Source organism: Mycobacterium sp. SMC-21 (genome assembly GCF_045310825.1).
Taxonomy (GTDB): Bacteria; Actinomycetota; Actinomycetes; order Mycobacteriales; family Mycobacteriaceae; genus Mycobacterium.
Window position 1 is genome coordinate 41,845 of sequence record NZ_JBJIAO010000024.1, and the last position, 26,237, is coordinate 68,081.

A 26,237-nucleotide genomic window follows, 5' to 3' on the forward strand; every position below is an offset into this window, starting at 1 on the left:
TGTCTGACGGAATTGTGTCCGGAGTTTTGCCGACCGCGGGAGGAATTCGATGACCGGGCTGCGAACCCGCGGCGGATGGGCTGGTATCGGTGCCCTTTCTGTCGCGGTGGCATTGCTCATGGCGCCGACGGCATTTGCGACACCGGAAAGCGACGCCGACGCGGCGATATCCCACACCTGGGATGCCGCGGGCGGTGACACAGGTGAGCTGGGCGCCAAGGACGGCGACGTCTACCAGGTCGGCGCGGGGTTCGCGCAGAACTTCGCGGGCGGAAAGATCTATTTCAGCGAGAGCACCGGCGCTCATCTCATCTACGGCGCGATTCTCGACAAGTACCAGGCGCTGGGCGGCGCTGCCGACAGCGATCTCGGCTTCCCGACCATCGACGAGGGTGCGGGCAAGGCCACCGACAGCCGGAACAGCACGTTCAGCGCGGCCGACAAGCCGGTCATCTTCTGGACGCCCGACAATGGCGCCTGGGTGGTTCGCGGCGCCATCAACGCCGCCTGGGACAAGCTGGGCGGTTCGGCGGGCACCCTCGGCGTACCCACGGCCGACGAGTCCTGGAAGGGCGACGTCGTCACCCAGCCCTTCACCGGCGGTGAGGTGAGCTGGAACGCCAAGACCAAGACGTTCACCACCACGCCCGCTGACCTGGCAGGCCAACTGACCGGGCTGGACGTGCCGGGCGACGCGACGACGGCCATCGCCGCGGCGCGCCGGGCGGCCGGCGGGCCGCAGGGCACGCTGGGCGACGAGCAGGGGGCCCAGTACAAGGTCGGCGACGGCGTGGCACAGAACTTCGCCGGCGGCACCATCTTCTATTCGCCGGCAACCGGGGCGCACGCGATCACCGGCGATGTGCTGGCCAAGTACCGCGCGGCCGGCGGACCGCAGGGCGATCTCGGCTTCCCGGCGAGCAACGAGACCGACGGCGGCATTTCCCCGACGAGCCGGATCGCCACCTTCGCCGCAGCCGACAACCCGGCGATCTTCTGGACGCCCGAGCACGGCGCGTTCGTCGTCCGTGGCGCGATGAACGCGGCGTGGGACAAGCTCGGCGGCGCCACCGGCAAGCTCGGCGTACCCACGGCCGACGAGTCCTGGAAGGGCGACGTCGTCAGCCAGAAGTTCACCGGCGGTTCGATCTCGTGGAACAAGTCCACCCGGGCGTTCAGCACCGAGCCCGCCGAGCTGGCGTCGCAACTGAGCGGCCTCCAGGTGCCCAGTGTCGATCTGCCGGGTGGCGTGACCTCGCAGGCCGATGAGTCCGGCAAGTGGTACCAGTTCCACTGGTGGTGGCTGCTGGCGATCATCCCGCTGTTGCTGGTGGTGGTCGGCATCGTGATCGCGGCACTGCTGCGGCGCCGGCGGAATGCCGGTCAGGACGCCATCGACGACCAGGACGCGTACGACTACGACGACCACGAGTTCGGCGACGGCGAGTACGGCGACCCGCAGTATGCCGATGGCGGCGCCGACAGCGAGTACGGCGACGAGTACGCGGCCGAGGACCAGCAGTTCGACAACCCGCACGGCGGCCCCGCGTTCCAGAGCAACCCTGATGTCATCGACACCGCGCCGACGGTGTACCCGGATTTCACGGCCGAACAGCCCACTGAAACGCCGGCCGAGACGGCCGAGGGTGAGCGGTCCGAGGAGGTGCCCGAGGCGCAGGCCGAAGCCGAGGCCCAGCCGGTGGACGCGGCCGAGCCCACCGAGCCGGAGCCGGAGCCGGACGCCGACGAATCCGCCGACGAGCCGACGACATCGGTGCAACTGCCCGACGCCCTGCGTCGCGGCGGTGCGGCGGCAGGCCTCACCGCGGCCGGGTTGGCGGGCTTCGCGGGCCTACGGCCCCGGGACCCCGGCGACCGCGTCTGGGCAGCGCCGGCCGACGGCCGCGACGCCGACGCCCAGGCCGGTGACGAGTGCGCGCCCGAGCCGCAAGAACAGGCCCCCGAGGTCGAGGCGGCTGAGACACCGGCAGCGGAACCGGCCACCGAGACGCCCGTGGACGAGCCTCCTGTGCACGAGCCGCCTGCGGTCGCGACACCGCCGGAGGAGACGGTGGTGGCCGGTCCCGCCAGCGGCAGACACCATGCGCTGGGGGCCGAGGAACCCGAGACCGCGCAGATGTCGTTCCGCGTGGCCACCGGTGCCGAGCCGCCCGAGGGCTATGACATCAAGGCCAATACGGAGTCGGGTTTGTACTGGGTGCCGGGGTCTCCCGGATATGCCGAGGCGCCTGTCCAAATCTGGTTTGCCAGTGAGGAATTCGCGGTCACCAACGGGTTCATCCGCGGCTGACCGGAGTCACGACTGAGCCCCGCTGCGAGCGACTGCAGCGGGGCTCATCTGTAGGTCTGGCCGGCGTCAGATCTTGCGGATGACGGTCACGACCTTGCCGAGTACGACCGCGTCGTTGCCCGGGATCGGATCGAACGCCGGGTTGTGCGGCATCAGCCACACCTGGCCCTTCGTGCGCTTGAAGGTCTTCACCGTGGCCTCGCCGTCGATCATCGCCGCGACGATGTCGCCGTTGTCGGCCACGTTCTGCTGCCGCACGACGACCCAGTCGCCGTCGCAGATCGCGGCGTCGATCATCGACTCGCCGACGACCTTCAGCAGGAACAACGAGCCCTCGCCCACGAGTTCGCGGGGGAGCGGGAAGACGTCTTCGACGGCCTCTTCGGCCAGGATCGGGCCACCGGCCGCGATCCGGCCGAGCACCGGGACGAAGGTCGGCTCGGGCAGCGCGTCCGAACCGGCGACATCGGTGGTGATGGTGGCTCCGGTCGAATCGTCCGCGCCGCGCACGTCCACCGCGCGCGGGCGGTTCGGGTCACGGCGCAGGTAGCCCTTCTTCTCCAATGTGCGCAGCTGGTGGGCCACCGACGATGTCGAGGTGAGACCGACGGCGTCACCGATCTCCCGGATGCTGGGCGGATAACCGCGCGTGGTGACCGAGGTGCGGATGACATCGAGGATGGTCCGCTGGCGCTCGGTGAGGCTGCTGGACCGTCCGCCTGCCTGGGTGTCCGGGGTATCGGTGCTGTCGCTCATGGAGACGAATCTAGCCCAGCGCACCCGATTCATCAAACATGTGTTCGAGATCGGGCGGCTCGGCGTGTCGCGGGCGTGATCCGGTGGTGACGTCGTGAAAGGGGTGGCGGAGTCGGGGTACGGAACTTGTCGGTGGGTGGTCGTATCGTTCGCAACAGTTCGATCACATGTTCTACCCTTCGAACATTTGGGCGATATAGTCGAACACAAGAGCGATCGAACCTATGTACGAACTCCTGAGAGGAACCGACATGACCGTCATCACCCGCGAATACCCGACCGACGTCGTCGTCCGCACCGTGCCTCGGCGTTCAGATGTCAACCGGCACCGCCAGGCCCGGCTGCGGCCGGCCGGCGCGCGTCCCTCGGGCGCGGCCTTCCGGCACCGGGGTACGGGCGTGCTGACGTCGCGTGCCTCGCACCGCCGCAATCCGATCACCCCGTTGACCACGGTGATGCTGGCCCTGGTCGCGGCCGGGATCACGGTGTGGCTGGGTCTGGTGGCGCAGTTCGGCGAAGCGGTCCAGCCGACTTCTTCGACGGCCTCCGTGCCCGCGCAGCTCGCGGTGGTCCGGGTGCAGACGGGGGAGTCGATCCAGCAGGTCGCGCGGCGGGTGGCGCCCGACGCGCCGGTCAGTGCCGTCGTCGACCGCATCAAGGAGCTGAACAAGCTCCCGTCGGTGGCCCTGAACGCCGGGCAGACGCTGATCGCGCCGGTCGGCTGAGGACAGTCCGTGCGCGCGTCGATCGGCACGGCGCCCGGCCGCGTCAGAGCGGCACGGGTAGGCTCGAGACCGTTCGAAACGGTCGATTGTCGGTGCGGCGAAGGAGCGGTGATGCACTGTCCGTTCTGCCGGCATCCGAACTCGCGTGTAGTCGATTCACGAGAAGCTGACGAAGGGCAGGCGATTCGGCGTCGCCGGTCATGCCCGGAGTGCGGTCGCCGGTTCACCACGGTGGAGACCGCAGTCGTCGCGGTGGTCAAACGCAGCGGCGTCACCGAACCGTTCAGCCGGGACAAGGTGATCAAGGGCGTACGGCGCGCCTGCCAGGGGCGGCAGGTCGACGACGATGCCCTGAACCAGTTGGCGCAGAAGGTCGAAGATGCGGTGCGGGCCACCGGATCTCCCGAAGTGCCGAGCCATGAGGTCGGGTTGGCGATCCTCGGTCCTCTGCGTGACCTCGATGAGGTCGCCTATCTGCGGTTCGCGTCGGTGTACCGCTCATTCTCGTCCGCGGAGGACTTCGAACGCGAAATCGAGGCGCTGCGGGCGCACCGCGGTGTGACGTCGTCGGGCTGACGGCAGCTAGGTCGCGCTGCGCTCGTCGGTCTCCATGGCGTCGAGAACCGCATACTTCGTATCTTGCGGGGCGTCGATGGACTTCGCGGTGACACCGGTCTGCAGGAGTCCGCGCAGCGCATCACGGTCGTAGACCGACGGCGCCGTCGTGTCGATGAATTCCTCGATGAGTTTCACGAACCGATCGGGGTCGTCGTGAAATGGGAAATGTCCTGAGTTGTCGAAGAACTCGAGCCGGGAGCCCGGCATCGCGGCGTGGGCGAGTTCTCCGTGGGCGGCCGGGATGACGGCATCCTGGGTGCCCCAAACCAATTGCACCGGAATGGCTTCGGTCAAATAACATCGGTCCAGCATCGTGACCACCTGGCCGCGCCAGTCGACCACTGCGCGCAGGGTCCGGGCGAAGGCGGATGAGGCCTTGGGTTCGGGCAGGTCGTTGAGGATGCGCAGCATGTTCGGCAGGTCGTGGCCCAGGCCGGTCGACCCGAGCAGCGCTCCGCCGAGACGCCCGGCGAGCTGAAGGGCGGGCAGTACCAACGGGATTCGCAACAGTGCCAGCGCTTCGGTGCCCAGCGGCAGCGCCGCGAGTCGCAGTGCGATGTTCACGTCGCGGGTGACACCGCCGGCACCCACCAGCACGAGGCGATCGACCAATTGCGGGAACTGATAGGCGAACTGCATGGCCACGCCGCCGCCCAGTGAATGGCCGATGACCGTCACGCGTTCGATGTCGAGCACGCTGAGCAGGTCCCGCATGCCGTTGGCGTACGCCGCCACCGAGTAGTCGGCGCGCGGCTTGTCGGACTGGCCGTGGCCCAGCAGGTCAGGGGCGATGACGGTGAACCGCTGGGCGAGGCGCGTCTGAACGGTTTCCCACGTGGTGGAGTTGTCGCCGATGCCGTGGATCAGCAGGATCGCCGGCCCCGAGCCCGCCACCCGGTACGCGCGGCGGTAACCATGGATGGTGCGGTACTCCAGCCGCGGCGTCACGTCGCGCACCGAGTGCAGGTTGGGCTTTCCATCGGACATCGTCCCAGCTCCTTCCCATGGTGTCGGCCAAGCCGACCGCGTGGTCAGTCGCCGACAGTGCCGTCGTCGCCGGCTTGGGGATCGGAGAATCCGTCACCGGACTGTTCGGCGAGGAACTGCTCGAACTGTGCGCCGAGTTCGTCGCCGCTGGGTAGTTCCTCGTCACGTGCCAGCAACGACCGATTTTCCTGAGCAGCGACGAACGAATCGTACTGTTGTTCCAGTGCACTGACCACTTGAGCGACTTCGGCGCTGGCCTCCACCTGCTCGCTGATCTTGGCGTACACCTCGGCGCCCGCCTCCGACAGCGCGTGCAGCGGAATCTGCAGCGACGCGATCCGGGAGACCTCACCCAGCAGCGCCTCGGCGGCGGGCGGATACGCGGTCTGCGCTAGGTAGTGCGGCACATGCACGGTGAAGCCGAGGGCTTCGTGGCCGTGCTGAATCATCCGGTACTCCAACAGGTTCGACACGCTGGCCGGAACCTGTACCTCGCCAACCCACGGCGTGTGATCGGCGATCAGCTCCTTGTTGCCGGCGTGTGCCGTCATGGTGACGGGGCGGGTGTGCGGGACCGCCATCGGGATGGCGCCCAGCCCGATGATCTGCCGGACCCCGAGCCGCTCGGACAGCAGCCGCACCGCCGTGATGAAACGTTCCCAGCGCAGATCCGGCTCCATCCCGGCCAGCAGCAGGAACGGCGTCCCGGCGGTGTCGTGCAGCGCGTACAGGTTCAGTTCGGGATCGTCGTACTTGGTGAAGTGGTCGGTGGTGAACGTCATCAGCGGCCGGCGTGACCGGTAGTCCAGCAGTTCGTCGATGGCGAACGACGCGACCAGTTCGGTGTCGAGCGTGTTCTTCAGGTGCTCGGCGGCCAGCCGGATGGCGTGACCGGCATCGGAGAAGCCTTCGAGGGCGTGCACCATCACCGGTCCGCGGCCGTCGGCGGCGGACAACTGGGGCGCGGGGAATTCCAGCTCGTACATACCGCTCTGCTCGGGCTGATACTGCTGGCCCCGGCTGTTGTCGGGCCGCTGGCCGCTCGCGTTGCGCGCGTTCCCGTCGTGCTCGCTCACCTTCACACTCCTTGCCGTCGTGCGTTCACATCTCGCCGGATGTGTCTCCTACAAGTGTCGCGCATTCTTGTGTTGTTCCCGGTGTCGGCCCGCAGTACGCATGGTGCACCAGGTGCTGCTCGTGCCGTCGGTATCGGGCAAGATCGGACAGATGCTTCGCACCCGACTGGCCGTGAGCGCATTCGCCGCGCTGCTGGCCACCGCGTGCAGCCCGCCTGCGATCAAGGCCGATCCCCGTGCCGGCGACCCCGGTACGGTCGCCGCCGGCGCGGCCGTGGTCCCGGGACCCCGGCCCGATCCGCGCGTCGGAGCGGTGTTCCTGGGCAGCGATTCCGTGCACACCTGCAGTGGCGCGGTCCTCGACTCGCTGGCCGGGAATCTGATCATCACGGCCGCACACTGCCTGGACGCGGCGTTCGACGCGACGTTCGCGCCCGGTTACCGCGGCGGTGTGCCCGGCGACTTCTGGCACATCGATGCGGTGTACCTGGACCCGCGCTGGGTTCGCAGCCAGGACCCGGCCGCCGACTACGCGATCGCCCGCGTCAGCCACGGCGGCGCGGCCACGACCGAGACGCTGGAACGTCACGCCGGCGGCGGCTTCGTGCTCGGCGCCGCACCGGGCCCCGACGTTCCGATCACGGTGACGGGATACCCGCTCGGTGACGGCGGGGACCAGGTCAGCTGTAGTGCGCCGACATCACGCCCCGACCGCGGGTTCCCGGCGCTGCGCTGCCCGGGCCTGGTCGACGGCACCAGCGGCTCGCCGTGGGTGTCGGCGACCGAGGTCAGGGGAGTGGTCGGCGGCCTGCAGGGCGGTGGCTGCAGCGGCAACGACGTGTCGTACTCGTCACCCTTCGATGTGCAGATCCAGCTGCTGTATCAGCGAGCCCAGGAGGGCGGTCCCGCGGACCGCGCCACCGGCGCCCCTGACGACGGCTGCAGCGCCTAGCGTCTGAACTGGTTCAGCGCCCGCAGCTTGTTCATCACGTCGAGCGCGGCGACCTTGTAGGCCTCCGAGAAGGTCGGGTAGTTGAAGACGGCGTCGACCAGGTATTCCACCGTCCCGCCGCACCCCATCACGGCCTGGCCGATGTGGACCAGTTCGGTCGCGTTGGAGCCGAAGATGTGCACGCCGAGCAGCGTCAGGTCCTCGGTGGACACCAGCAGCTTGAGCATGCCGTACGAGTCACCGGCGATCTGCCCGCGCGCCAGTTCGCGGTAGCGCGACACCCCGACCTCGTAGGGAATCGAGCTGTCGGTGAGATCGACTTCGGTGGCGCCGACGTACGACACCTCGGGAATGGAGTAGATGCCGATCGGCTGCAGGTCGGTCATGCCCTTACAGGGCTCGCCGAACGCGTGGTACGCCGCCAGCCGGCCCTGGTCCATCGAGGTCGCGGCCAGCGCCGGGAAGCCGATGACGTCACCGACGGCGTAGATGTGGTCGACCTTGGTCTGGTAGTTGTCGTCGACGAAAATCCTTCCGCGACTGTCGACCTCGAGGCCCGCCTGGCCGACGTCGAGGTGCTCGGTCTGCCCCTGCCGGCCGGCCGAGTACATCACCGTCTCGGCGGGGATCTGCTTTCCGCTGGCGAGCGTGGTCAAGGTTCCGCCGGGACCCACGTCCACCGCGGTCACCTCTTCGCCGAACCGGAAGGTCACCGCGAGGTCGCGCAGGTGGAATTTGAGGGACTCGATGATCTCGGAATCGCAGAAGTCCAGCATTGTCGGGCGCTTCTCGATCACGGTCACCTTGGTGCCGAGCGCCGCGAACATCGACGCGTACTCGATACCGATGACTCCCGCGCCGACCACCACCATCGACTGCGGCAGGCTCTTGAGGTCCAGGATCCCGTCGGAGTCCAGGACGCGTTCCTCGTCGAACTTCACCCCGGCCGGACGGACCGGCTTGGTACCGGTGGCGATGACGACATACCGCGCCCTGATGTTGACGTTCTCGTCGCGGGTGGGGTCCTCGATGACCAGGGTGTGCGGGTCGAGGAACCGGCCGTGGCCTTCGAACAGCTCGACCCCGTTGCGCAGCAGCTGGTTGCGGACCACGTCCTGTTCCCTGCCGATGACGTGCGTGGTGCGGCGCAACAGATCGGCGGGGGTGATCCGTTCCTTGACCCGGTAGCTGGAGCCGTACAGTTCGCGCTGACTCATCCCGGTGAGGTAGACGACCGCCTCACGCAATGTCTTGGACGGGATGGTCCCGGTGTTCACGCAGACCCCGCCGAGCATGCGCCCACGCTCGATGACTGCGACGGATTTTCCCAGCTTGGCGGCGGCGATCGCAGCCTTCTGCCCGCCGGGACCGGATCCGATGACGACGAGGTCGAACTCCTGCGTGGAACCCATGACAGCCAGGTTGGCACGGCACGCGTGATCATGCAGCCGGATCATCGGCGAACTTTGCGGAAACACCACGGGTGCGGCCCGTTATCCACAGATCCGAGTTCATCCACAGCCGGGGTCGCCGGCGGTGTCGGCCGACGATTCCTGACGGACCGTGCTGCCACGTTCAGGGCATGACAACTTTCAGCTCATTCGATTTCCAACTGAACCGGCCCGGCGCCCTGATCGCGGCAGTGCCCGCGGTCCTGGGGTTCGCGCCCGAGAAGTCGCTGGTCCTCGTCACCATCATCGGCGGTGAGATGGGCGCGGTCCTGCGCGTGGACCTCTCGGCAGGATTCTTCGAGGCCCTGCCCGAGGCCCTCGGCCATCTCTCCGGCATGGCCGCCGCGGCAGATGCGGACGCCGCCGTCGGGGTGATCGTCGACGAACACGGCGTCGACTGCGTGATGTGCGCGGACATGTACCGCGACGTGACCGACGAACTCGAGGAGGCGCTGGCCGAGCGCGGCATCGAACTGCTCGCGGTGCACGTCGTCGACCGGGTGGCGGCCGGCGGCCGCTGGCAGTGCGCCGACGGCTGCGGGAACGCCGGCGTCGTCGAGGATCCCGAATCGTCACCCGTCACCATGGCCGCGGTGCTCGACGGCCGGCGCCTCTACGCCCGGCGCGCGGACCTCGTCGACGTCGTCGCCGTCACCGACGCGCGGCGTGCCGAGGCGTTGCGGCCGGCGATCGAAAAGCGCGCTGCCACAGTGGATTACCGCGGGCGTCCCGATGCCGAGGTGCGCGCCGATATCGAGCATGCGGTGGCGTGTGCCACCGGGTCCCCGGACGGCTCGCCACTACCCGACGACGACGCGGTGCGCCTGGCGTGCGCGGTGACGGATTCGCGGGTGCGGGACACGCTGTACGCGTTGGCGGTCGGGGAGCGCGCGGCCGCGGCCGAGTCGGTGTGGGCCGCGCTGACCCGCACCCTGCCCGCGCCGTGGCGGGTGGAGGTATTGGTGTTGCTGGCGTTCAGCGCGTACGCCCGGGGCGACGGACCGCTCGCCGGGGTGGCGTTGCAGGCCGCACTGGACGTCGACAGTGGGCACCGGATGGCGGGCATGCTCGACGCTGCCCTGCAAAACGGTATGCGGCCGGACCGCATCCGCGAGTTGGCGCTGACGGGCTACAAGCTGGCCGAGCGCCTCGGCGTGCAGATGCCGCCGCGGCGCATCTTCGGCAGGTCGGCGTGAGCCTCGTGGGCCCGGGTCAGACCTTCTCGACGCGAACCGCGTGCGCCATGTGATGCGGCAGCTCGACCTGTTCGTGGCCGGGGATGACGATCAGCACGCTGCCCTGCTCGGTGGCCTGCACGGTGACGCGCGCGTTCGGCACGACGCCGGCGTCCTTGAGCCGGGCGATCAGCTCGGTGTCGCCCTGGACGTGTTCGGTCAGCTGACGCACGCGGACCGCGACCGGGAATCCGGTGGGCAGCTCGGTGAGCCGGACGAGGCTGACGTCGGAGTCACCGGTCGAGATGACGCCGAGTTCGGCGAGGCCGGGGATCGGGTTACCGAACGGGGAGGTGGTCGGATTGTCGAGCACCTGGACCAGCCGGCGTTCGACGTCCTCGCTCATCACGTGTTCCCAGCGGCACGCCTCGGCGTGGACTTCCTCCCACGGCAGGCCGATCACATCGACCAGCAGACGCTCGGCAAGCCGGTGCTTGCGCATCACCGACACGGCCAGCGAGCGGCCCTTGTCGGTCAGTTCGAGGTGGCGATCACCGGCGACGTGCAGCAGCCCGTCGCGCTCCATCCGCGACACCGTCTGGCTGACGGTGGGGCCGCTCTGCTCGAGTCGTTCGGCAATGCGCGCACGCAGCGGCACCACGCCCTCTTCTTCGAGGTCGTAGATCGTCCGCAGGTACATCTCGGTCGTATCGATCAGATCGTTCATGCCAAATTCCTCCAGGCCTCCGCCGGTGCCCAGCTTACCGGTTTGGCCGGGTCAACAGGCATCCACCACGGCCGATCGACGCTGTGATTCCTGCGGCGGACAACGGCGGGCAGACCGGCCGGAAAAAACGGTGCCCGCCGGATATTCCGGCGGGCACCAGGGTGTGCAGTTGTTGGGTGGCGGCGATCAGCTCGCGTAGGCCCGCAGGCGCTCGGCGCGCTCGCCGTTGCGGAGCTTCGACATGACCTCGCGCTCGATCTGGCGGACCCGCTCGCGGGACAGGCCGAACAGCTTGCCGATCTGGTCCAGGGTGCGGGGCTGGCCGTCGTCGAGGCCGAACCGCAGCCGGATCACCTGCTGCTCGCGCTCGTCCAAGGTGGCGAGCACGTGCCGGATGTCGGTGTGCAGCAGCTCCGAGATGACGGCGTTCTCGGCAGAGAGCGCCTCGGAGTCCTCGATGAAGTCCCCGAGCGGAGCCTCCTCGTCGGTGCCGACCGGCATGTCCAGGCTCACCGGGTCGCGGCTGTGCTCGAGCAGGTCGTTGATCTTCTCGACCGGGATGCCCGACTCTTCGGCGAGCTCTTCGTCGGTGGCCTCACGTCCCAGGCTCTGGTGCATCTCGCGCTTGATCCGAGCCAGCTTGTTGACCTGCTCCACCAGGTGGACGGGGAGCCGGATGGTCCGGCTCTGGTCGGCCATGCCGCGGGTGATCGCCTGACGAATCCACCAGGTGGCGTACGTCGAGAACTTGAAGCCCTTGGCGTAGTCGAACTTCTCCATCGCCCGGATGAGGCCGAGGTTGCCTTCCTGGATCAGGTCCAGCAGCGGCATGCCGCGGCCGGTGTAACGCTTGGCCAGCGACACCACGAGGCGGAGGTTGGCTTCGAGCAGGTGCCGGCGTGCGGCTTCGCCGTCGCGGACGATGGCGGCCAGGTCACGCTTGCGGTTGTCGCCGAGTCGCTTCTTGGTCTCCAGCAGGTGGGCTGCGTACAGGCCGGCCTCGATGCGCTTGGCCAGTTCCACCTCGTCCTCGGCGTTGAGCAGAGCGGTCTTACCGATGCCGTTCAGGTACACGCGCACCAGGTCCGCGGCGGGACTCTGGGCGTCAAGATCGGAATCGATACGGCTTGTGGTGGCGTTTGCCATTTGCGGCCTCCTGCTCGTGCTCAGCTCGAACTGTCACTTGCTTCAACGCCCCAGCGGCAGGAGAAGTTCCCGAGGCCCTCTTGGCTCATGGCCTCTGACCAGCGGTTTTTCGAGGTCGACCTGAGAATGTCCTTAGAAAGGAGAAAGAAGGAAACTCAGGTAGAGGTCAAGACTCGATATCCCCGTCGATGACGGGGTGCCGGTCCTCGATCGCGGGCCGCTCGGCAGTGGGGAACATCGGCGCCCGGCGGGCCGCGTCGTAGCGGCGCGGTTCCTGCGCGGTGCGCGGTGGGCGGTCGTTGGCGATCAGCACCGCGATCCACGGCAGGGGAATGGATGCGATCAGGATGCCCAGCGAGATCAGGCCGTTGTGCCAGATGCTGTAGGCCAGTGCGGCCAGCAACAGCGCCGGCACGCGGAACGACATGATGGTGAGGTAGCGACGGACGCGCGCGCGGTGCTGCTCCTCATAGGCGGGTGCTGCGCGAGTGATGAGGACCGGCCGACCGTCGTCGTCGAAACTCAGCTCAGGGCCGTGTTTCATAGCTCCACTGTCCCACATCTGGCTCAGTGCCGCCGCGACCGGTTCGCCTGAGGTGCCACAATGAATCCATGCAGACCGACACCCTCGAACGCACCGATTCCGATGAACAGGTCGACGACGGTACGGACGACGACCGACCTAAGCACTTCCACTACGTCAAGAAGGACAAGATCGCCGAGAGTGCCGTCATGGGCACCCATGTCGTCGCGCTGTGCGGCGAGGTGTTCCCGGTGACCAAGTCACCCAAGCCCGGGTCGCCCGTGTGCCCGGATTGCAAGCGCATCTACGAACAGATGAAGAAATAGCCGCAACCGGTCAGGCCGGCGGCTCGGCCACCCGCTCGGCTGGTTGATCGGTGGGCTGATCGCCCGTGAGGGTCTCGGCTTTTTCTTCGAGCCATTCGCGCAGGCGCCGGGCGTGGGTGTCCGGCGCCGGCCATTCCTCCTGGATCGCCGCGTTGAGTTCGGCGCCGATCATGATGGCGAATCCCAGCGCGAAGGCGAACAGGAGGAACGCGATCGGCGTCGCGAGCGCGCCGTAGGTGTAGCCGGTCGCGGTGATCCAGGTCAGATAGAACCGCAGGCCCACCGTCGCCACCACGAAGACCACGGTCGCCAGCACCGCGCCGAACAGCAGCCGATGGGTCGGCAGCGGTTGGGGCAGCGCAACGCGATACAGCACGGTCACGGCCAGCACGATGCCCAGCAGTAGCGCGGGCCAGTACCCGTACTTCATCGCGTTGGACCACGTCTGGGGAATGTGCTGGGCGATCTTCATCGGTCCGATGGCGGCCACCGGGGCCGTCGCGATCACGAACAGCAGCATCACGAGATACAGCCCGAGCGCGTAGAAACGCTGCCGCACCGGGTGGCGCAACGGCGTCTGATCATGGGCCTCGACGACCGCGTCGACGAATGCCGAGATCGCGGACGAGCCCGCCCACAGCGAGATGACGAACCCGAGGGACACCACCTCGCCGCGGGCGCCCACGGCGATGTCGCGCACCGTGGGTTGGATGATCTCGTTGATCACGTTCGGCGAGAAGAAGTTCTTCGCCGTCCCGATCAGTTGTTCCTGGATCATCGGCAGCGTCTCGGGGCCGAACAACGGCGCCACGTACGCCAAGCTGCCCAGCATGCCCAGCAGCAAGGGCGGTAGGGACAGTGCCGACCAGAACGCAGCCTGAGCCGACTCGGAAAAGATCGAGTCGTCCCAGCTTTTCGACAGTGCGCGTCGGATGACCCGTAACACGTGGTGACGTGTCGGCTTGATCGGCTTCGTCTGGTCGTTCATGACCAGACCAGCATTACCGAAGAGATCCCATCAGGACCGTATTTGAGGTGACCGGCGGGTCACTCGGTCTCGGCGCTGACCACCAGCACAGCGGCCAGCTCGACCAGCTTGGATTCGTGCTCGTTGGCGTGGTGCTGGCAGAACAGGAGCTCCATGCCGGACGGCAGGGTAGCGCGAACGCGGGCGGCAGCGCCGCACCGGTCACAGCGGTCGGCCCGTGTCAGTGCCGGGCCCGTCAGAGTTGCGTTCATGGCGCCTCCTTCTGCTCGTCGCCGCCTGGGCGCTTTGCCGGTTACACATCTCTACTCTCTCAGACGATTTGGATTCCAGCGTTGTTCCCCAGGTGTTCACGGGTGTGTCGTGTCTCACCTATCGCTGGAGTTGCGGGCGCGGCAGGCTGACCGCATGATCGCCGCGCCCACAGTCCTGGTCCATCTGTGTAGTGAAACGGATTGGGCGCGTGCCCAGTTCGATGGCGAGCTCAGACCACCCTCACTCGACGAGGTGGGGTTCGTGCACCTGTCGGCTCCGGAACAGGTCCACCTGCCGGCCAATCGGCTCTACCGCGGGCAGTCCGACCTGCTGCTCTTGGTCTGTGACCCGGACCTGCTCGGGTCGCCGGTTCGCTGGGAGCCCGGGGTGCCTACGGATCCGGCCTCGATGCTCTTCCCGCATCTGTACGGTGCCCTGCCCGCCGGCGCGGTGACGCGCACCGTGCCCTACCGGCCTGATGCCGAGGGCGTTTTCCCTGTTCTGCCGGCAAATTTCGGGGCCGGCGCCGTTGGTTAACGGAAAATGAACGACACTGTGAGAAATCTGTCCACTCATCGGGATTGTGGCCCGAGTCACCGTCCGGGGATTGACACGATCGCGCGCGTAAATATCCCCGACACGGTGAGGACATGATCAACCACACGAATTCTGAAGACGCGACGGGTAAGCGCCGTCGCGCAAGAGGACTGAAGGGACTCGGTGTCGCACTGACGGCGAGCGCCCTTCTAGTCATGTCGGCGCTGCCGGCATGGGCGGCCGAGAACATGACGATCACGTTCATCCGGCACGGTCAGTCGTACGGCAATACGTCGGGCAACATCGACACCCAGGTGCCGGGCCCGGTACTGACGCCGGACGGTCAGCAGCAGGCCAAGGACATCGCGGCCAAGCTGGGCGACCGGAACTTCGATGCCATCTACGCGTCCACGATGGTTCGGACGCAGCAGACGGCGACGCCGTTGTCGCAGTACCTCGGTCTGCCGATCCAGGTGTTGCCGGGTCTGCGGGAGATCGAAGCCGGCAAGTACGAAGGCACCCCGGAGCGCGCGGGCATCTTCGGCTACCTGACGGCACCGCTGGCGTGGGCGGGCATCACCGTGACGCCGCCGCCGAACATCGCCTTCAACCCGACCACCCCGAACCTGGACGCGTTCATCCCGTCCGCGGCCGATCCGACCACCGGTCTGAACGGTCACCAGTTCGAGGACCGGGTCAACGGCGCGTTGCAGACGATCTACGACAACGGCGACCGCAACGCAGCGGTGTTCTCGCACGGCGGCACCATCATGATCTGGACGATGATGAACGCCAAGAACCTGAGCGCCGAACAGAAGATCATGCTGTTCACCCAGCATCCGCTGGGTAACACGGGCGTTGTCGTCGTCGAGGGCAACCCCGAGGACGGCTGGAACCTGGTCGAGTGGAACGGCGTCAAGATCGCCGGCATGCAGAAGGGCCCGATCGAGAACGTGCTGACGCAGGTCCGCACGCTGTCGCGTCAGCTCAACTCGGTGGTGCAGGACGTCGCCGCGGCGTTCCAGACCGGCAACGTCGGCAAGATCCTGACCGCGATCAACCACGGTGCCGCGGACGCGCTGTTCTCGACGGCCAAGTTCGTCCGGGCCATCAACGCCCAGGTCATCGGCGGGGTCACCACGGCCATCGACAACCTGCAGAAGAAGCTGGCCCCGCCGGCTCCGGCTGCGGGCACGCAGACCACCGCCCCGACCTCGGGTGCTGCGGTCTCGCCGGCCGCGTTCTCGGCTCCGGCTCCGGTTGCGGCCAAGGCTCCGGCCGCGGCGCAGGCGGGCGACTCGCCGGCCAAGGTGGCGGACGCTCCGGCGTCGGACAACAAGGTTGACGGTCAGGTCAAGGCCGAGGCGGCCAAGGCCGACGCCGACGCCGCCAAGGCGGAGGGGCAGGCCAAGGCTGACGACGCCAAGGCCGACGCCGATGCCGCCAAGGCGGAGGGCCAGACCAAGGCCGACGAGGCCAAGGCCAAGGCTGACGCCAAGAAGGCTGCGGCCGAGGCCAAGAAGGCCGCTGCCAAGGCCAAGGCCGAGGAGAAGAAGGCTGCCGCCGAGGCCAAGAAGGCGGAGGCCAAGGCCAAGGCTGACGCCAAGAAGGCTGCCGCCGAGGCCAAGAAGGCCGAGGCGAAGGCCAAGGCAGAGTCTGCGAAGGCCACTGCCGGCGCAAGCGCTGGAAGCACCGACTGACAGCTCGCTGTCGGGTAACCACAGATCGGCCCCCTTCTCCCTCGGGAAGGGGGCCGATTTGCGTCGTCGAGGTTTCGTCAATTGTGACGAAACCTGTCCACTGGCCGGGATTGTGGCCTGTATCACCATTACCGGGCTGGCACTGTCGCGCGGGTAAATATCCCCCCGAGACAGTGAGGACATCATTAACCACACAAATTCAGGCGCGGGACATCGTCGTCGCGCGCGTGGGCTCAAGGGACTCGGTGTCGCTCTGACCGCGGGCGCCCTTCTGGTCATGTCGGCGCTGCCGGCATGGGCAGCCGAGAACATGACGATCACGTTCATCCGGCACGGTCAGTCGTACGGCAACCTGTCGGGGGTCGGTGACACCTCGACACCCGGGCCGACGCTGACCGACCTCGGCCAGCAGCAGGCCAAGGACATCGCGGCCAAACTCGGTGACAACAACTACGACGCGATCTACGCCTCGACGATGGTCCGGACGCAGCAGACGGCCGTGCCCATGTCGCAGTATCTGGGTCTGCCGATCACGGTGTTGCCGGGCATCCAGGAGATCGAAGCCGGCATGTACGAGGGCACGCCCGAACGGGCAGCGCTGTTCGGCTACCTGACGGCACCGCTGGCGTGGGCGGGCATCACCGTGACGCCGCCGCCGAACATCGCCTTCAACCCGATCACCCCGAACCTGGACGCGTTCATCCCGTCCGCGGCCGATCCGACCACCGGTCTGAACGGTCACCAGTTCGAGGACCGGGTCAACGGCGCGTTGCAGACGATCTACGACAACGGCGACCGCAATGCGGCGGTGTTCTCGCACGGCGGCACCATCATGATCTGGACGATGATGAACGCCAAGAACCTGAGCGCCGAACAGAAGATCATGCTGTTCACCCAGCATCCGCTGGGTAACACGGGCGTTGTCGTCGTCGAGGGCAACCCCGAGGACGGCTGGAACCTGGTCGAGTGGAACGGCGTCAAGATCGCCGGCATGCAGAAGGGCCCGATCGAGAACGTGCTGACGCAGGTCCGCACGCTGTCGCGTCAGCTCAACTCGGTGGTGCAGGACGTCGCCGCGGCGTTCCAGACCGGCAACGTCGGCAAGATCCTGACCGCGATCAACCATGGTGCGGCCGACGCGCTGTTCTCGACGGCCAAGTTCGTCCGGGCCATCAATGCCCAGGTCATCGGCGGGGTCACCACGGCCATCGACAACCTGCAGAAGAAGCTGCACCCGCCGGCGCCTGCGGCCGGCACCGAGGCTCCGGCTGCGCACTCGGGTGCAGCGGTGTCGCCGGCCGCGTTCTCGGCTCCGGCTCCGGCTCCGGTTGCGGCCAAGGCCCCGGCCGCGGCGCAGGCGGGCGACTCGCCGGCCAAGATGGCGGACGCTCCGGCTTCCGATGCCAAGGCTGCCGAGGTCAAGCCTGCGGAGGTCAAGGGCGACGCCGTGAAGGTCGACGCGAACGCCAAGGCCGACGACAACCAGGCCGACCAGGCCAAGGTCGACGGGCCCACCAAGGCCGAGGCCGCCAAGGCCAAGGCCGAGGAGAAGAAGGCTGCCGCCGAGGCCAAGAAGGCGGAGGCCAAGGCCAAGGCTGACGCCAAGAAGGCGGAGGCCAAGGCCAAGGCTGACGCCAAGAAGGCTGCCGCCGAGGCCAAGAAGGCCGAGGCGAAGGCCAAGGCAGAGTCTGCGAAGGCCACTGCCGGCGCAGGCGCTGGAAGCACCGACTGACGGTCACCGTCGCGCGATCGGCCCCCTGCTCCGCGGAGGAGGGGGCCGATTCGTGTCAGCTGTTCGAGCGGGCGGCCAGCAGCAGGTCTCTGGTGATCTCCATGTGCCCGACGTGCTGCGCGATGTCGTGCAGGATGTGCAGCAGCGTCCACTCCGGGCTCGCCGTGGCCAGCACCGAGGCGCGCGTGGTGCCGCCGCGCACCCCGTCGGCCAGCTCGCGGTCCCGGATGCCCTCGGTGACCGCCACCTCGACCCAGCCGGGGAAGCGCTGCTGCAGGGCCGTCAGCCGTGCCAGCAGCTCGTCGACCGGCCCGGTGGCGGTGAACTCGCTGTCGCGGTCGCGCGGGATGCGTTGTCCGGCAATGAAAGAGCCGGCCCAGTAGTCGACCACACCGATGCAGTGGTTGACGATGGCGTAGCAGCTGTTTGCACCGGGCAGGTCGGGCCGGCGGTTGGCGAGGTCGTCACCGAGCACGGTGAGGATGTCGGCCATCGCGGCGAAGCATTCGGACGAGACGTCCAGCATGGCCTGGCCCAGCGGGTGCTGCGAGATCGGCATGCACGAAAGCCTTTCACACGCAGGACTTTTCCCGCTTCCGGTTTTTCGGGGGTGTCGCGCACGCGGCCGCTGGAACCCGCGCAGACGACGACTGCCCCGAAACCGGAGTTTCGGGGCAGTCGTCGTTGAAGCGGGGGACTAGTCCAGGTAGTCGCGCAGGACCTGCGAGCGCGACGGGTGCCGCAGCTTGCTCATGGTCTTGGACTCGATCTGGCGGATGCGCTCACGGGTGACGCCGTAGACCTGGCCGATTTCGTCCAGCGTGCGCGGCTGGCCGTCGGTCAGCCCGAACCGGAGGCGGACGACGCCGGCCTCGCGCTCGGACAGGGTCTCCAGCACCGACTGCAGCTGGTCCTGCAGCAGCGTGAACGACACGGCGTCCACGGCCACGACGGCCTCGCTGTCCTCGATGAAGTCACCGAGCTGGCTGTCGCCTTCGTCACCGATGGTCTGGTCCAGCGAGATGGGCTCACGCGCGTACTGCTGGATTTCCAGCACCTTCTCCGGCGTGATGTCCATTTCCTTGGCGAGCTCTTCGGGCGTGGGTTCGCGGCCCAGGTCCTGCAGCAGCTCACGCTGGATACGGCCGAGCTTGTTGATGACCTCGACCATGTGCACCGGGATACGGATGGTGCGGGCCTGGTCGGCCATGGCGCGGGTGATGGCCTGACGGATCCACCAGGTGGCGTACGTCGAGAACTTGTAGCCCTTGGTGTAGTCGAACTTCTCGACCGCGCGGATCAGGCCCAGGTTGCCTTCCTGGATGAGGTCGAGGAACGCCATGCCGCGGCCGGTGTAGCGCTTGGCCAGCGACACCACCAGACGCAGGTTGGCTTCCAGCAGGTGGTTCTTGGCGCGGTCGCCGTCGCGGCAGATCCACTGCATGTCGCGACGCTGCGCGGCGGGCAGCTTCTCGCCCTTCTCCATCAGCTCGGACATCAGCTGCGTGGCGTAGAGGCCGGCTTCGATGCGCTTGGCGAGCTCGACCTCCTCCTCGGCGTTCAGCAGCGCGACCTTGCCGATCTGCTTGAGGTAGGCACGCACCGAGTCGGCGGACGCGGTGAGCTCGGCATCCTTGCGGGCCTGCCGCAGCGCCTCGGACTCTTCCTCGTCCCAGACGAAGTCGCCGGAGGCCTTGTCCTTCTCGGACGGCTCGTCGGTGTCGTCGCCGTCGGCGGCCTTCGGCGCGGCCTTGGTGCCTTCGGTGTTGGCTTCGGCTTCGGACTCGCCTTCTTCGGCGTCATCCTCGTCGTCATCGTCACTGACGTCGTCGTCGGCCTCGAGGTCGTCGTCGAGTTCCAGGTCGGCGTCGTCGACGTCGATCTCGTCGGGTTCGACGGCGAGGTCGTCGACGTCGGTCACGTCGTCAGCGACGCCACCGTCCTCGGGCTTGGTGGTGGCCTTCGCCGCGCGCTTGGCGGGCGCCTTCGCGGCGGCCTTCTTCGCGGGTGCCTTGGCGGCGCGCTTGGCCGGCGCAGCCTTGGCGGCGGCCTTCTTCGCGGGGGCTTTGGTGGTGCGCTTCACCGGCTCGTCGGCTGTCTCGCTGGCTTTGGTCGCTACCACGGCCACCCTTTCGGTCTTTCGTACAACGGTGGCGTGGGCATGCGCCACCGAAAAGCGTCGGCTGTCGAATATTGGCGTCGATCTTCGATCGGATGATCACCGCTATCCGTTCAGGCGGCCGCCGTTGACCATTGTAACGACATAGTGGCCAGAAGCCGTATCAGCGCCGGTCTCGGAGCGTTGGCGGCCGTCAACGGCCCGTCAATGGCGATGCAGGGCGCCGTCGGCGGCCATCGCGGCGCCGACGATGCCGGCCGAATTCTGCAGCGTCGCGGCGACCACCGGGGTGCGGTTCTTCAGCAGCGGCACCCACTTGTCGGCCTTCTTGCTGATGCCGCCGCCGACGATGAACAGGTCCGGCCAGATGGCGTTCTCGACCGCCACCAGCACCTTGGTGACCTCCTCGGTCCAGCGCTCGTACGACCAGTCCTTGCGCTCCTTGACCGACGACGCGGCCCGGTGCTCGGCCTCCTTACCGCCGACCTCGATGTGCCCGAACTCGGTGTTGGGCAACAGAACCCCGTCGTAGATCACCGCCGAGCCGATGCCCGTGCCGAACGTCAGCAGCACGACCAGTCCGCTCACCTCGCGGCCCGCGCCGAACTTCTCCTCGGCCAGTCCGGCCGCGTCCGCGTCGTTGAGCACCGTCACGTCCTGGCCGTCCAGCCGCGACGCGAACATGTCCCGCACGTTGGTGCCGATCCAGCTGCTGTCGACGTTGGCCGCGGTCCGCACGATGCCCTCGGTCACCACGCCCGGATACGTGACGCCCAGTGGTCCGGTCCAGCCGAACTCACGCACGACGGCGGCCACGGTCTCCGACACGGCTTCGGGCGTCGCCGGCTGCGGGGTGGGGAGACGGAAGCGCTCGCCGATCAGCTGGCCGGTGTCGAGGTCGACGATGCCGCCTTTGACGCCGCTGCCGCCGACATCGATCCCCAGCGCTCGATGCTGTGAGGCGTCGGTCGCGGCGGTGGGCGTCTCGGTCATCTGCACTCCTTGGAGGGGGTGGGCAAGAGGGCGCGACCCACACCCTAACCGCGTGTGCTGCGATAGGTGTCATGACAGCACGCGAACCCGGAAGTGGCACCGCACCTGCTGCACTGCGCGCACTCGCCGAGCAGTTGGCCACCGAGGCCGCCGCCTTCGTCCGCCGGCGGCGCGCCGAGGTTTTCGCCGGTGCCCAGCAGGACGACGGCGCGGTGCGCACCAAGAGCAGCCCGACCGATCCGGTGACCGTCGTCGACACCGAGACCGAGCGGCTGCTGCGCGAGCGCCTGGCAGTGCTGCGACCGGACGACGCGATCCTGGGCGAGGAGGAGGGTGGCGCGGCGCGGGCGGCCGCCGGCGTGCCGGTGTGGGTGCTCGACCCCATCGACGGCACCGTGAACTTCATGTACGGGCTGGGCGCCTACGCGGTGTCGGTCGGGGTGCAGATCGACGGCGTGTCCGTCGCCGGTGCGGTGGCCAACGCCGCCACCGGAGAGGTGTTCTCGGCCGCGCGCGGCCACGGGGCCGTGGTGACGCGGGACGGGGTGCGGGAGACCTTGCGCTGCAACATCATCGACGAGCTCCCGATGGCGCTGGTGGCGACCGGGTTCGCCTACGCGCGGGAGCGGCGGCGGCAGCAGGCCCGCGCGGTGGCCGAGCTGCTGGCCGAGGTACGGGACATCCGCCGGGTCGGGTCGTGCGCCCTGGATCTGTGCATGGTGGCCGCCGGCCGGCTCGACGCGTATTTCGAATCCGGTGTGCACGTGTGGGATTGGGCGGCCGCGGCCCTGGTCGCCGAGGAGGCGGGCGCGGTCTTGCGGCTGCCCGCACCGGGTGCGGACGACGACGATCTGGTCATCGCCGCGGCGCCCGGCGTGGCCGCAGCGCTGACCGGGCATCTGGAGCGGGTCGGCTACCGCTAGCTAGCAGGTCCCGCTGTGGATCTTCGGCAGCAGCGAGGTGTCGGCCGGCTGGGTGGCGTCCGGCTTCAGGCTGGCCAGCATGGCCTCGATGTCGTCACTGTGGGCGAGTTCGTTGAACTCGGTGCCGATCGCGAGGTCGACGGAGTCGTCGGGGCGCTGGTCCTGGAACAGCTGGGTGCACGGCGCCACCAGCCACAGCGCGGCGGCCGCGGACTTACCGGCCGGGCCGAACCGGATCTGGCCCTGGCATTCCATGCGGGTGCTGGCGTACACCGGGTCGTTGCTCGCCGCCGGCTGGCCGAATCCGAGGTCGCGCAGCTCACCGGCGACCTCGCTGGCCTGGCCGCCCTGGCCGCTGGCATTGAGCACCTTGATCTTGGTGTCGGCGAGTTTGGCCGGCACCACGTTGACCATCGAGGACTGCGACACCTCGTCGCCGAGCTTCGGCTGGTTCGGCTCGGTGGGCGCGGGTGGGGGATTGCAGGTGATCGCCTGGTGGATTTCGGCGGGCTGGTTCGCGACGACGAGCCACGCGATGAGCGTCGCCACGGCCAGCACCGCGAACAGCACGGCGGCGGGCACGTAGTTGCGGCGGCGGAACGGCCGACCGTGCTTGTCGAAGGCCGTGCCCTCGGTGATTTGTGCGACCACATGAGCACTCTAGATGCACCGCACCCTGCATGATTGCCGACCACCTCTTGCTTATGTGATGCAAATCACAAATAGTCGGCGCGCTTTTCGGGCACGAATCGTTTGGCGGAAGCGTTCGACGCTGGTACAAAGCTCTGCTGCAAGGTAACGGAGGGGATGACCATGGCTACCGATTACGACGCCCCGCGGCGTTCTGAGACTGACGAGGTGTCCGAGGACTCTCTGGAGGAGCTGAAAGCACGGCGCAACGAAGCACAGTCCGCCGTCGTCGACGTCGATGAGACCGACTCGGCCGAGAACTTCGAGTTGCCCGGCGCTGACCTGTCGGGCGAGGAACTCTCGGTCCGCGTGGTGCCCAAGCAGGCCGATGAGTTCACCTGCTCGAGCTGTTTCCTGGTGCAACACCGCAGCCGTCTCGCCAGCGAGAAGAACGGCGTGATGATCTGCACCGACTGCGCCGCCTGAGGATTCACGTTCACGTCAGTGGCCGGTCTCGCACGAATGCGTGCGAGACCGGCCATTGGGCGTCTTATGGGGCTGCTAGCGGCCCTGCAGTGCCGCCAGCACCCGGTCGGGATGACGGGTGCTCACCAGCCAGTACGGCGTGGGGTCATCCGGATCGTCGAGCACCACGAGGATCAGCGGCCCGACCCAGGCCCGGTGCACGACGTACGCCGCCGGATCCAGTTGGCGTCCCAGCGCCGCCGACTTCGCCGAGCGCGGCACCTCGGCCGACCGGGAGATGACGCTCGTCGGGATGTGCGCCGGCCCCACCCACAGCTCGGTCTCGGCATCCGGCCCGGTGCCGGTGCCGGTGCTCACCACCCGTAGCTCGATGCGCCCCATCCACACCAGCGTCGCCGCGGCGACCGGCAGCAGGACGGCGAACGGCGCCCAGGCCGGCACGCCCGACACGCCTTGCACCACTTCCAGCGCGATCAGGGCCGCCAGCCCGAAACCCGGTAACCACCACCACAAAGGCACCGTCAACCGCTCCCGATAGCGGACGGTTTGGGTGGCTGCTCGCGTGTCTGACACGCGGCCAAGGGTAGTCTGTGCGGTCGTGTCCACCTCTCTGGCGGTAGTTCGGTTGGACCGGGATCTGCCGATGCCGGCCCGTGCTCACGACGGCGATGCCGGCGTCGATCTGTTCAGCGCGATCGACCTCGAACTGGCCCCCGGTCAGCGCGAATTGGTGCCGACGGGGATCGCCGTCGCGATTCCGCACGGCATGGTCGGCCTGGTGCATCCGCGATCGGGATTGGCCATCCGCGTTGGCCTTTCGATCGTCAACGCGCCCGGGACCGTCGACGCCGGGTACCGCGGTGAGATCAAGGTGGCGCTCATCAACCTCGACCCCAGCGAGCCCATCATCGTGAAACGCGGTGACCGGATCGCGCAGCTGCTCGTGCAGCGGGTCGAGTTGCCCGAGCTGGTCGAGGTCACGTCGTTCGACGAGGCGGGGCTGGCTGACACCTCACGTGGCGCGGGCGGCCACGGTTCCTCCGGCGGACATGCGAGTTTGTGATGGCATTCGAGTTCAACCCCGAAGAAGACGGCCCCTTCGACATCGAGGACTTCGACGACCCGGCCGACGCCGAGGCGGCCCGCCTGGACCTGGGTGGCGTGCTCGTCCCGGTGCCCGACGGTTCGCAGCTCAACGTCGAGGTCAACGAGCAGGGCGTGCCGAACGCCGTCTGGATCATGACGCCCAACGGGCGGTTCTCCGTGGCCGCGTACGCCGCACCCAAGACCGGCGGGCTGTGGCGTGAGATCGCCGCGGAACTGGCCGAATCGCTGCGCAACGACAACGCGCAGGCGCGCATCGAAGACGGGCCGTGGGGCCGGGAGGTCGTGGGCCTGCCGGTGCCGCAGCCCGGCCAGCCGCAGGTCGTGATGCGTTTCATCGGAACCGACGGCTACCGGTGGATGGTGCGCTGTGTCGTCGTCGGCACCGAGGAGACCATCGACGCCATCGCCGACGAGGCGCGAACCTCGTTGGCGGACACCGTGGTTCGTCGTGGTGACACCCCGCTGCCGGTTCGCAGCCCGCTGCCGGTGCAACTGTCCGAGCCGCTGCTGGAGCAGCTGCGCGCCGCGGCCCAGCAGATGGCGCAACAGCAGATGGAGCAGGCTCAGCAGGCGCTCGAACAGCTGCAGCAGCAGTTCGGGCAGCAGCAGCCCGAAGGGGAGCCCGACGCCCGTCGTAGCGAGCAGGGCTCGGCCATGCAGCAGCTGCGCACCCAGCAGATGGGCACCATCACAGGAGGCTGACGGCCTCCCGCAACGCGGCCACACAGGCGTCACCGAGCACTGTCGGCTCTTCGCCCATCGCATCGAGGGTGACGGTCCGCAGCGCGGCCCGGGGAGCCGCCACGGCCCACTCCGCGGCGACCGCGACGGGGTGCACGGCGTCGTCGACCGCCCCGGCGACACCCATCGGCACCTGCAGCTCGGCGAGCTGTTCGCGCGTCGGCCCGCCGTAACCGGCCGCTTCTTCCATCGCATCCGGCAGGCCCGGCCACTGTGCCGTCCACGACCGTGTCAGTTCGTCCGCGAGCCAGGCCGGGCTGCCCGCGCGCATGCCGGCGACCGCCGCATCGAGCCCGATCTCGCGGAGCTGCTGCGCCGAGTAGCGGGCGGCCTGGGCGGCCGGCGCGCCGTCGGACTCGCCGGTCCAGGCGGGCAGGGCGGCCAGGACAGCAATGCACTGTTCGGGATGCTTGAGCGCCCAGTTCGTGGCGACGGCAGCGCCCAGGGACACGCCGCCGACGATGATCGGGCCGTGCTGCGCGGCGGCGTCGAGCGCCTCGACATAACCGGCGATCAGGTCGCCCGGCAGCGGCCGCGGGGCGATCACCACGGCACCCGCTTCGAGCAGGGCGCCGCCGAAGGCCCGGCGGATGTAGTCGTCGTCCGATCCCGTCCCGGGCAGCAGTACCGCGGTCATCCCTTGCAAGTTGGCCGTCATCCCTCGATGGTGCCCGGCGGCCGGGACGGCGCACGCAAGGGGGTCCGGGCGGGTGTGCCGTCCAGTGAGCGGGATAACGAAGATATATCCCGTGCCGAAATGGCGAATCGGAACCAAGAGGTCTAGCGTGACGTTGGTTAGATAGCGGGTCCACGGTGGATTCGCAGCAAGTCTCAGGAGAGACCATGGCTACGGCGGAAGGCTATTTACGCCGACTCACCCGGCGGCTTACCGAGGACCTCGAACAGAGCGATGTCCAGGAGCTGAACGACGAGGCCCTGAACACCGGCGCCATGCGAGCGGTGGACTGCACGCGCGGACAGGAAGTGACGATGGTCGGCACGCTGCGGTGTGTCGAGACCAACGGCAAGGGCTGTTCGGGCGGCGTGCGAGCCGAGCTGTTCGACGGCACCGACACGGTCACGCTGGTCTGGTTGGGTCAGCGGCGCATCCCAGGCATCGAATCCGGGCGCACCCTGCGGGTGCACGGACGACTCGGCAACTTGGACAGCGGGGCCAAAGCGATCTACAACCCGCATTACGAGATTCAGAAGTGACCTTCCCCGACAAGGGGACCGCGAACGACGCGCAGGCCGAA

At 68.1% G+C, this 26,237-nt stretch carries 29 protein-coding genes; 14 read left to right on the plus strand and 15 right to left on the minus strand.

The features are described 5' to 3' along the window. The first annotated feature begins 49 nt into the window (after positions 1-49). On the plus strand, positions 50-2,311 hold the full coding sequence (locus tag ACJH6H_RS20640) for a hypothetical protein (protein ID WP_406775684.1): 2,262 nt from the start codon (positions 50-52) through the stop codon (positions 2,309-2,311). A 66-nt stretch (positions 2,312-2,377) separates the two neighbouring features. Here ACJH6H_RS20640 and lexA read toward each other — a convergent pair whose 3' ends face one another. Beyond that, the gene (lexA, locus tag ACJH6H_RS20645; RefSeq protein ID WP_212811719.1) at positions 2,378-3,067 is read right to left on the minus strand and encodes a transcriptional repressor LexA; all 690 of its coding nucleotides are present in this window, start codon (positions 3,065-3,067) and stop codon (positions 2,378-2,380) included. A gap of 251 nt (positions 3,068-3,318) precedes the next feature. Between lexA and ACJH6H_RS20650 the strand changes: the two genes are divergently transcribed. Further along, positions 3,319-3,792 (plus strand): LysM peptidoglycan-binding domain-containing protein, encoded by a 474-nt coding sequence (locus ACJH6H_RS20650; RefSeq protein WP_212811718.1) that lies wholly within the window; start codon positions 3,319-3,321, stop codon positions 3,790-3,792. A gap of 111 nt (positions 3,793-3,903) precedes the next feature. Further along, positions 3,904-4,368, plus strand: a complete 465-nt coding sequence (gene nrdR / locus ACJH6H_RS20655; RefSeq protein WP_138248984.1) for a transcriptional regulator NrdR — start codon at positions 3,904-3,906, stop codon at positions 4,366-4,368. 6 nt (positions 4,369-4,374) lie between these two features. Here the strand turns inward: nrdR and ACJH6H_RS20660 are convergent, their stop codons facing one another. Beyond that, on the minus strand, positions 4,375-5,397 hold the full coding sequence (locus ACJH6H_RS20660) for an alpha/beta fold hydrolase (RefSeq protein ID WP_406775685.1): 1,023 nt from the start codon (positions 5,395-5,397) through the stop codon (positions 4,375-4,377). Positions 5,398-5,441: 44 nt separating this feature from the next. Then, the gene (locus ACJH6H_RS20665) at positions 5,442-6,383 is read right to left on the minus strand and encodes a proteasome assembly chaperone family protein (protein ID WP_212814839.1); all 942 of its coding nucleotides are present in this window, start codon (positions 6,381-6,383) and stop codon (positions 5,442-5,444) included. Positions 6,384-6,573: 190 nt separating this feature from the next. Between ACJH6H_RS20665 and ACJH6H_RS20670 the strand changes: the two genes are divergently transcribed. Continuing rightward, positions 6,574-7,425 carry a serine protease gene (locus ACJH6H_RS20670; RefSeq protein WP_212811716.1) on the plus strand — a complete coding sequence of 284 codons (852 nt, stop codon included), beginning with the start codon at positions 6,574-6,576 and terminating at the stop codon, positions 7,423-7,425. Here the strand turns inward: ACJH6H_RS20670 and sthA are convergent. After that, entirely contained in the window at positions 7,422-8,837 is a 1,416-nt protein-coding gene (gene sthA, locus ACJH6H_RS20675) for a Si-specific NAD(P)(+) transhydrogenase (RefSeq protein WP_212811715.1), read from the minus strand. The genes ACJH6H_RS20670 and sthA overlap by 4 nt on opposite strands. A gap of 170 nt (positions 8,838-9,007) precedes the next feature. Here sthA and ACJH6H_RS20680 point away from each other — a divergent pair, with 170 nt between their 5' ends. Then, positions 9,008-10,072, plus strand: a complete 1,065-nt coding sequence (locus ACJH6H_RS20680) for a DUF4192 domain-containing protein (RefSeq protein ID WP_212811714.1) — start codon at positions 9,008-9,010, stop codon at positions 10,070-10,072. Positions 10,073-10,088: 16 nt separating this feature from the next. On the opposite strand, the gene ACJH6H_RS20685 is transcribed toward ACJH6H_RS20680, so the two are convergent. The 3 genes from ACJH6H_RS20685 to ACJH6H_RS20695 form a co-directional block, all read right to left on the minus strand. After that, the gene (locus ACJH6H_RS20685; RefSeq protein WP_212811713.1) at positions 10,089-10,778 is read right to left on the minus strand and encodes a metal-dependent transcriptional regulator; all 690 of its coding nucleotides are present in this window, start codon (positions 10,776-10,778) and stop codon (positions 10,089-10,091) included. A 186-nt stretch (positions 10,779-10,964) separates the two neighbouring features. Beyond that, the gene (locus ACJH6H_RS20690) at positions 10,965-11,924 is read right to left on the minus strand and encodes a sigma-70 family RNA polymerase sigma factor (protein ID WP_212811712.1); all 960 of its coding nucleotides are present in this window, start codon (positions 11,922-11,924) and stop codon (positions 10,965-10,967) included. A 166-nt stretch (positions 11,925-12,090) separates the two neighbouring features. Beyond that, complete coding sequence (locus ACJH6H_RS20695) at positions 12,091-12,486, minus strand: DUF3099 domain-containing protein (RefSeq protein ID WP_212811711.1); 396 nt, start codon at positions 12,484-12,486, stop codon at positions 12,091-12,093. A gap of 50 nt (positions 12,487-12,536) precedes the next feature. Between ACJH6H_RS20695 and ACJH6H_RS20700 the strand changes: the two genes are divergently transcribed. Next, entirely contained in the window at positions 12,537-12,773 is a 237-nt protein-coding gene (locus ACJH6H_RS20700; RefSeq protein WP_029105322.1) for a DUF3039 domain-containing protein, read from the plus strand. A 10-nt stretch (positions 12,774-12,783) separates the two neighbouring features. On the opposite strand, the gene ACJH6H_RS20705 is transcribed toward ACJH6H_RS20700, so the two are convergent. Both ACJH6H_RS20705 and ACJH6H_RS20710 read right to left on the minus strand, forming a co-directional pair. After that, the gene (locus tag ACJH6H_RS20705) at positions 12,784-13,761 is read right to left on the minus strand and encodes a YihY/virulence factor BrkB family protein (RefSeq protein WP_406775686.1); all 978 of its coding nucleotides are present in this window, start codon (positions 13,759-13,761) and stop codon (positions 12,784-12,786) included. Positions 13,762-13,820: 59 nt separating this feature from the next. Continuing rightward, positions 13,821-14,012 carry a hypothetical protein gene (locus tag ACJH6H_RS20710; protein WP_212811709.1) on the minus strand — a complete coding sequence of 64 codons (192 nt, stop codon included), beginning with the start codon at positions 14,010-14,012 and terminating at the stop codon, positions 13,821-13,823. A gap of 154 nt (positions 14,013-14,166) precedes the next feature. Here ACJH6H_RS20710 and ACJH6H_RS20715 point away from each other — a divergent pair, with 154 nt between their 5' ends. From ACJH6H_RS20715 to ACJH6H_RS20725, 3 genes are all read left to right on the plus strand, one after another. After that, positions 14,167-14,550 carry a DUF952 domain-containing protein gene (locus ACJH6H_RS20715; RefSeq protein ID WP_318984396.1) on the plus strand — a complete coding sequence of 128 codons (384 nt, stop codon included), beginning with the start codon at positions 14,167-14,169 and terminating at the stop codon, positions 14,548-14,550. Positions 14,551-14,663: 113 nt separating this feature from the next. After that, positions 14,664-16,250: a histidine phosphatase family protein gene (locus tag ACJH6H_RS20720; protein WP_406775687.1), complete on the plus strand. Its 1,587-nt coding sequence runs from the start codon at positions 14,664-14,666 to the stop codon at positions 16,248-16,250. Positions 16,251-16,527: 277 nt separating this feature from the next. Then, entirely contained in the window at positions 16,528-17,982 is a 1,455-nt protein-coding gene (locus ACJH6H_RS20725; RefSeq protein WP_406775688.1) for a histidine phosphatase family protein, read from the plus strand. Between the two features lie 55 nt (positions 17,983-18,037). Here ACJH6H_RS20725 and ACJH6H_RS20730 read toward each other — a convergent pair whose 3' ends face one another. The 3 genes from ACJH6H_RS20730 to ppgK form a co-directional block, all read right to left on the minus strand. Beyond that, positions 18,038-18,541 carry a DUF664 domain-containing protein gene (locus ACJH6H_RS20730; protein WP_244872574.1) on the minus strand — a complete coding sequence of 168 codons (504 nt, stop codon included), beginning with the start codon at positions 18,539-18,541 and terminating at the stop codon, positions 18,038-18,040. 138 nt (positions 18,542-18,679) lie between these two features. Beyond that, complete coding sequence (locus ACJH6H_RS20735; protein WP_244872947.1) at positions 18,680-20,104, minus strand: RNA polymerase sigma factor; 1,425 nt, start codon at positions 20,102-20,104, stop codon at positions 18,680-18,682. A gap of 201 nt (positions 20,105-20,305) precedes the next feature. Next, positions 20,306-21,094 carry a polyphosphate--glucose phosphotransferase gene (gene ppgK, locus ACJH6H_RS20740; RefSeq protein WP_064984481.1) on the minus strand — a complete coding sequence of 263 codons (789 nt, stop codon included), beginning with the start codon at positions 21,092-21,094 and terminating at the stop codon, positions 20,306-20,308. 71 nt (positions 21,095-21,165) lie between these two features. Between ppgK and ACJH6H_RS20745 the strand changes: the two genes are divergently transcribed. Continuing rightward, entirely contained in the window at positions 21,166-22,017 is an 852-nt protein-coding gene (locus ACJH6H_RS20745) for an inositol monophosphatase family protein (protein ID WP_406775689.1), read from the plus strand. On the opposite strand, the gene cei is transcribed toward ACJH6H_RS20745, so the two are convergent. Further along, entirely contained in the window at positions 22,018-22,668 is a 651-nt protein-coding gene (gene cei / locus ACJH6H_RS20750) for an envelope integrity protein Cei (protein ID WP_318984402.1), read from the minus strand. A 162-nt stretch (positions 22,669-22,830) separates the two neighbouring features. On the opposite strand from cei, the gene ACJH6H_RS20755 reads away from it, so the two are divergent. Next, positions 22,831-23,133 (plus strand): DUF4193 domain-containing protein, encoded by a 303-nt coding sequence (locus ACJH6H_RS20755; RefSeq protein WP_029105318.1) that lies wholly within the window; start codon positions 22,831-22,833, stop codon positions 23,131-23,133. 75 nt (positions 23,134-23,208) lie between these two features. On the opposite strand, the gene ACJH6H_RS20760 is transcribed toward ACJH6H_RS20755, so the two are convergent. Next, complete coding sequence (locus ACJH6H_RS20760; RefSeq protein WP_406775690.1) at positions 23,209-23,706, minus strand: DUF3093 domain-containing protein; 498 nt, start codon at positions 23,704-23,706, stop codon at positions 23,209-23,211. Between the two features lie 25 nt (positions 23,707-23,731). Here ACJH6H_RS20760 and dut point away from each other — a divergent pair, with 25 nt between their 5' ends. Both dut and ACJH6H_RS20770 read left to right on the plus strand, forming a co-directional pair. Then, positions 23,732-24,196 carry a dUTP diphosphatase gene (dut, locus tag ACJH6H_RS20765; RefSeq protein WP_061006033.1) on the plus strand — a complete coding sequence of 155 codons (465 nt, stop codon included), beginning with the start codon at positions 23,732-23,734 and terminating at the stop codon, positions 24,194-24,196. Next, positions 24,196-24,942, plus strand: a complete 747-nt coding sequence (locus tag ACJH6H_RS20770; RefSeq protein ID WP_318984403.1) for a DUF3710 domain-containing protein — start codon at positions 24,196-24,198, stop codon at positions 24,940-24,942. The genes dut and ACJH6H_RS20770 overlap by 1 nt, the downstream gene beginning before the upstream one ends. On the opposite strand, the gene ACJH6H_RS20775 is transcribed toward ACJH6H_RS20770, so the two are convergent. Beyond that, positions 24,929-25,639 (minus strand): alpha/beta hydrolase, encoded by a 711-nt coding sequence (locus tag ACJH6H_RS20775; RefSeq protein WP_318984404.1) that lies wholly within the window; start codon positions 25,637-25,639, stop codon positions 24,929-24,931. The genes ACJH6H_RS20770 and ACJH6H_RS20775 overlap by 14 nt on opposite strands. A 185-nt stretch (positions 25,640-25,824) precedes the next feature. On the opposite strand from ACJH6H_RS20775, the gene ACJH6H_RS20780 reads away from it, so the two are divergent. After that, on the plus strand, positions 25,825-26,196 hold the full coding sequence (locus ACJH6H_RS20780) for an OB-fold nucleic acid binding domain-containing protein (protein WP_020101829.1): 372 nt from the start codon (positions 25,825-25,827) through the stop codon (positions 26,194-26,196). The last annotated feature ends 41 nt before the right edge of the window (positions 26,197-26,237 follow it).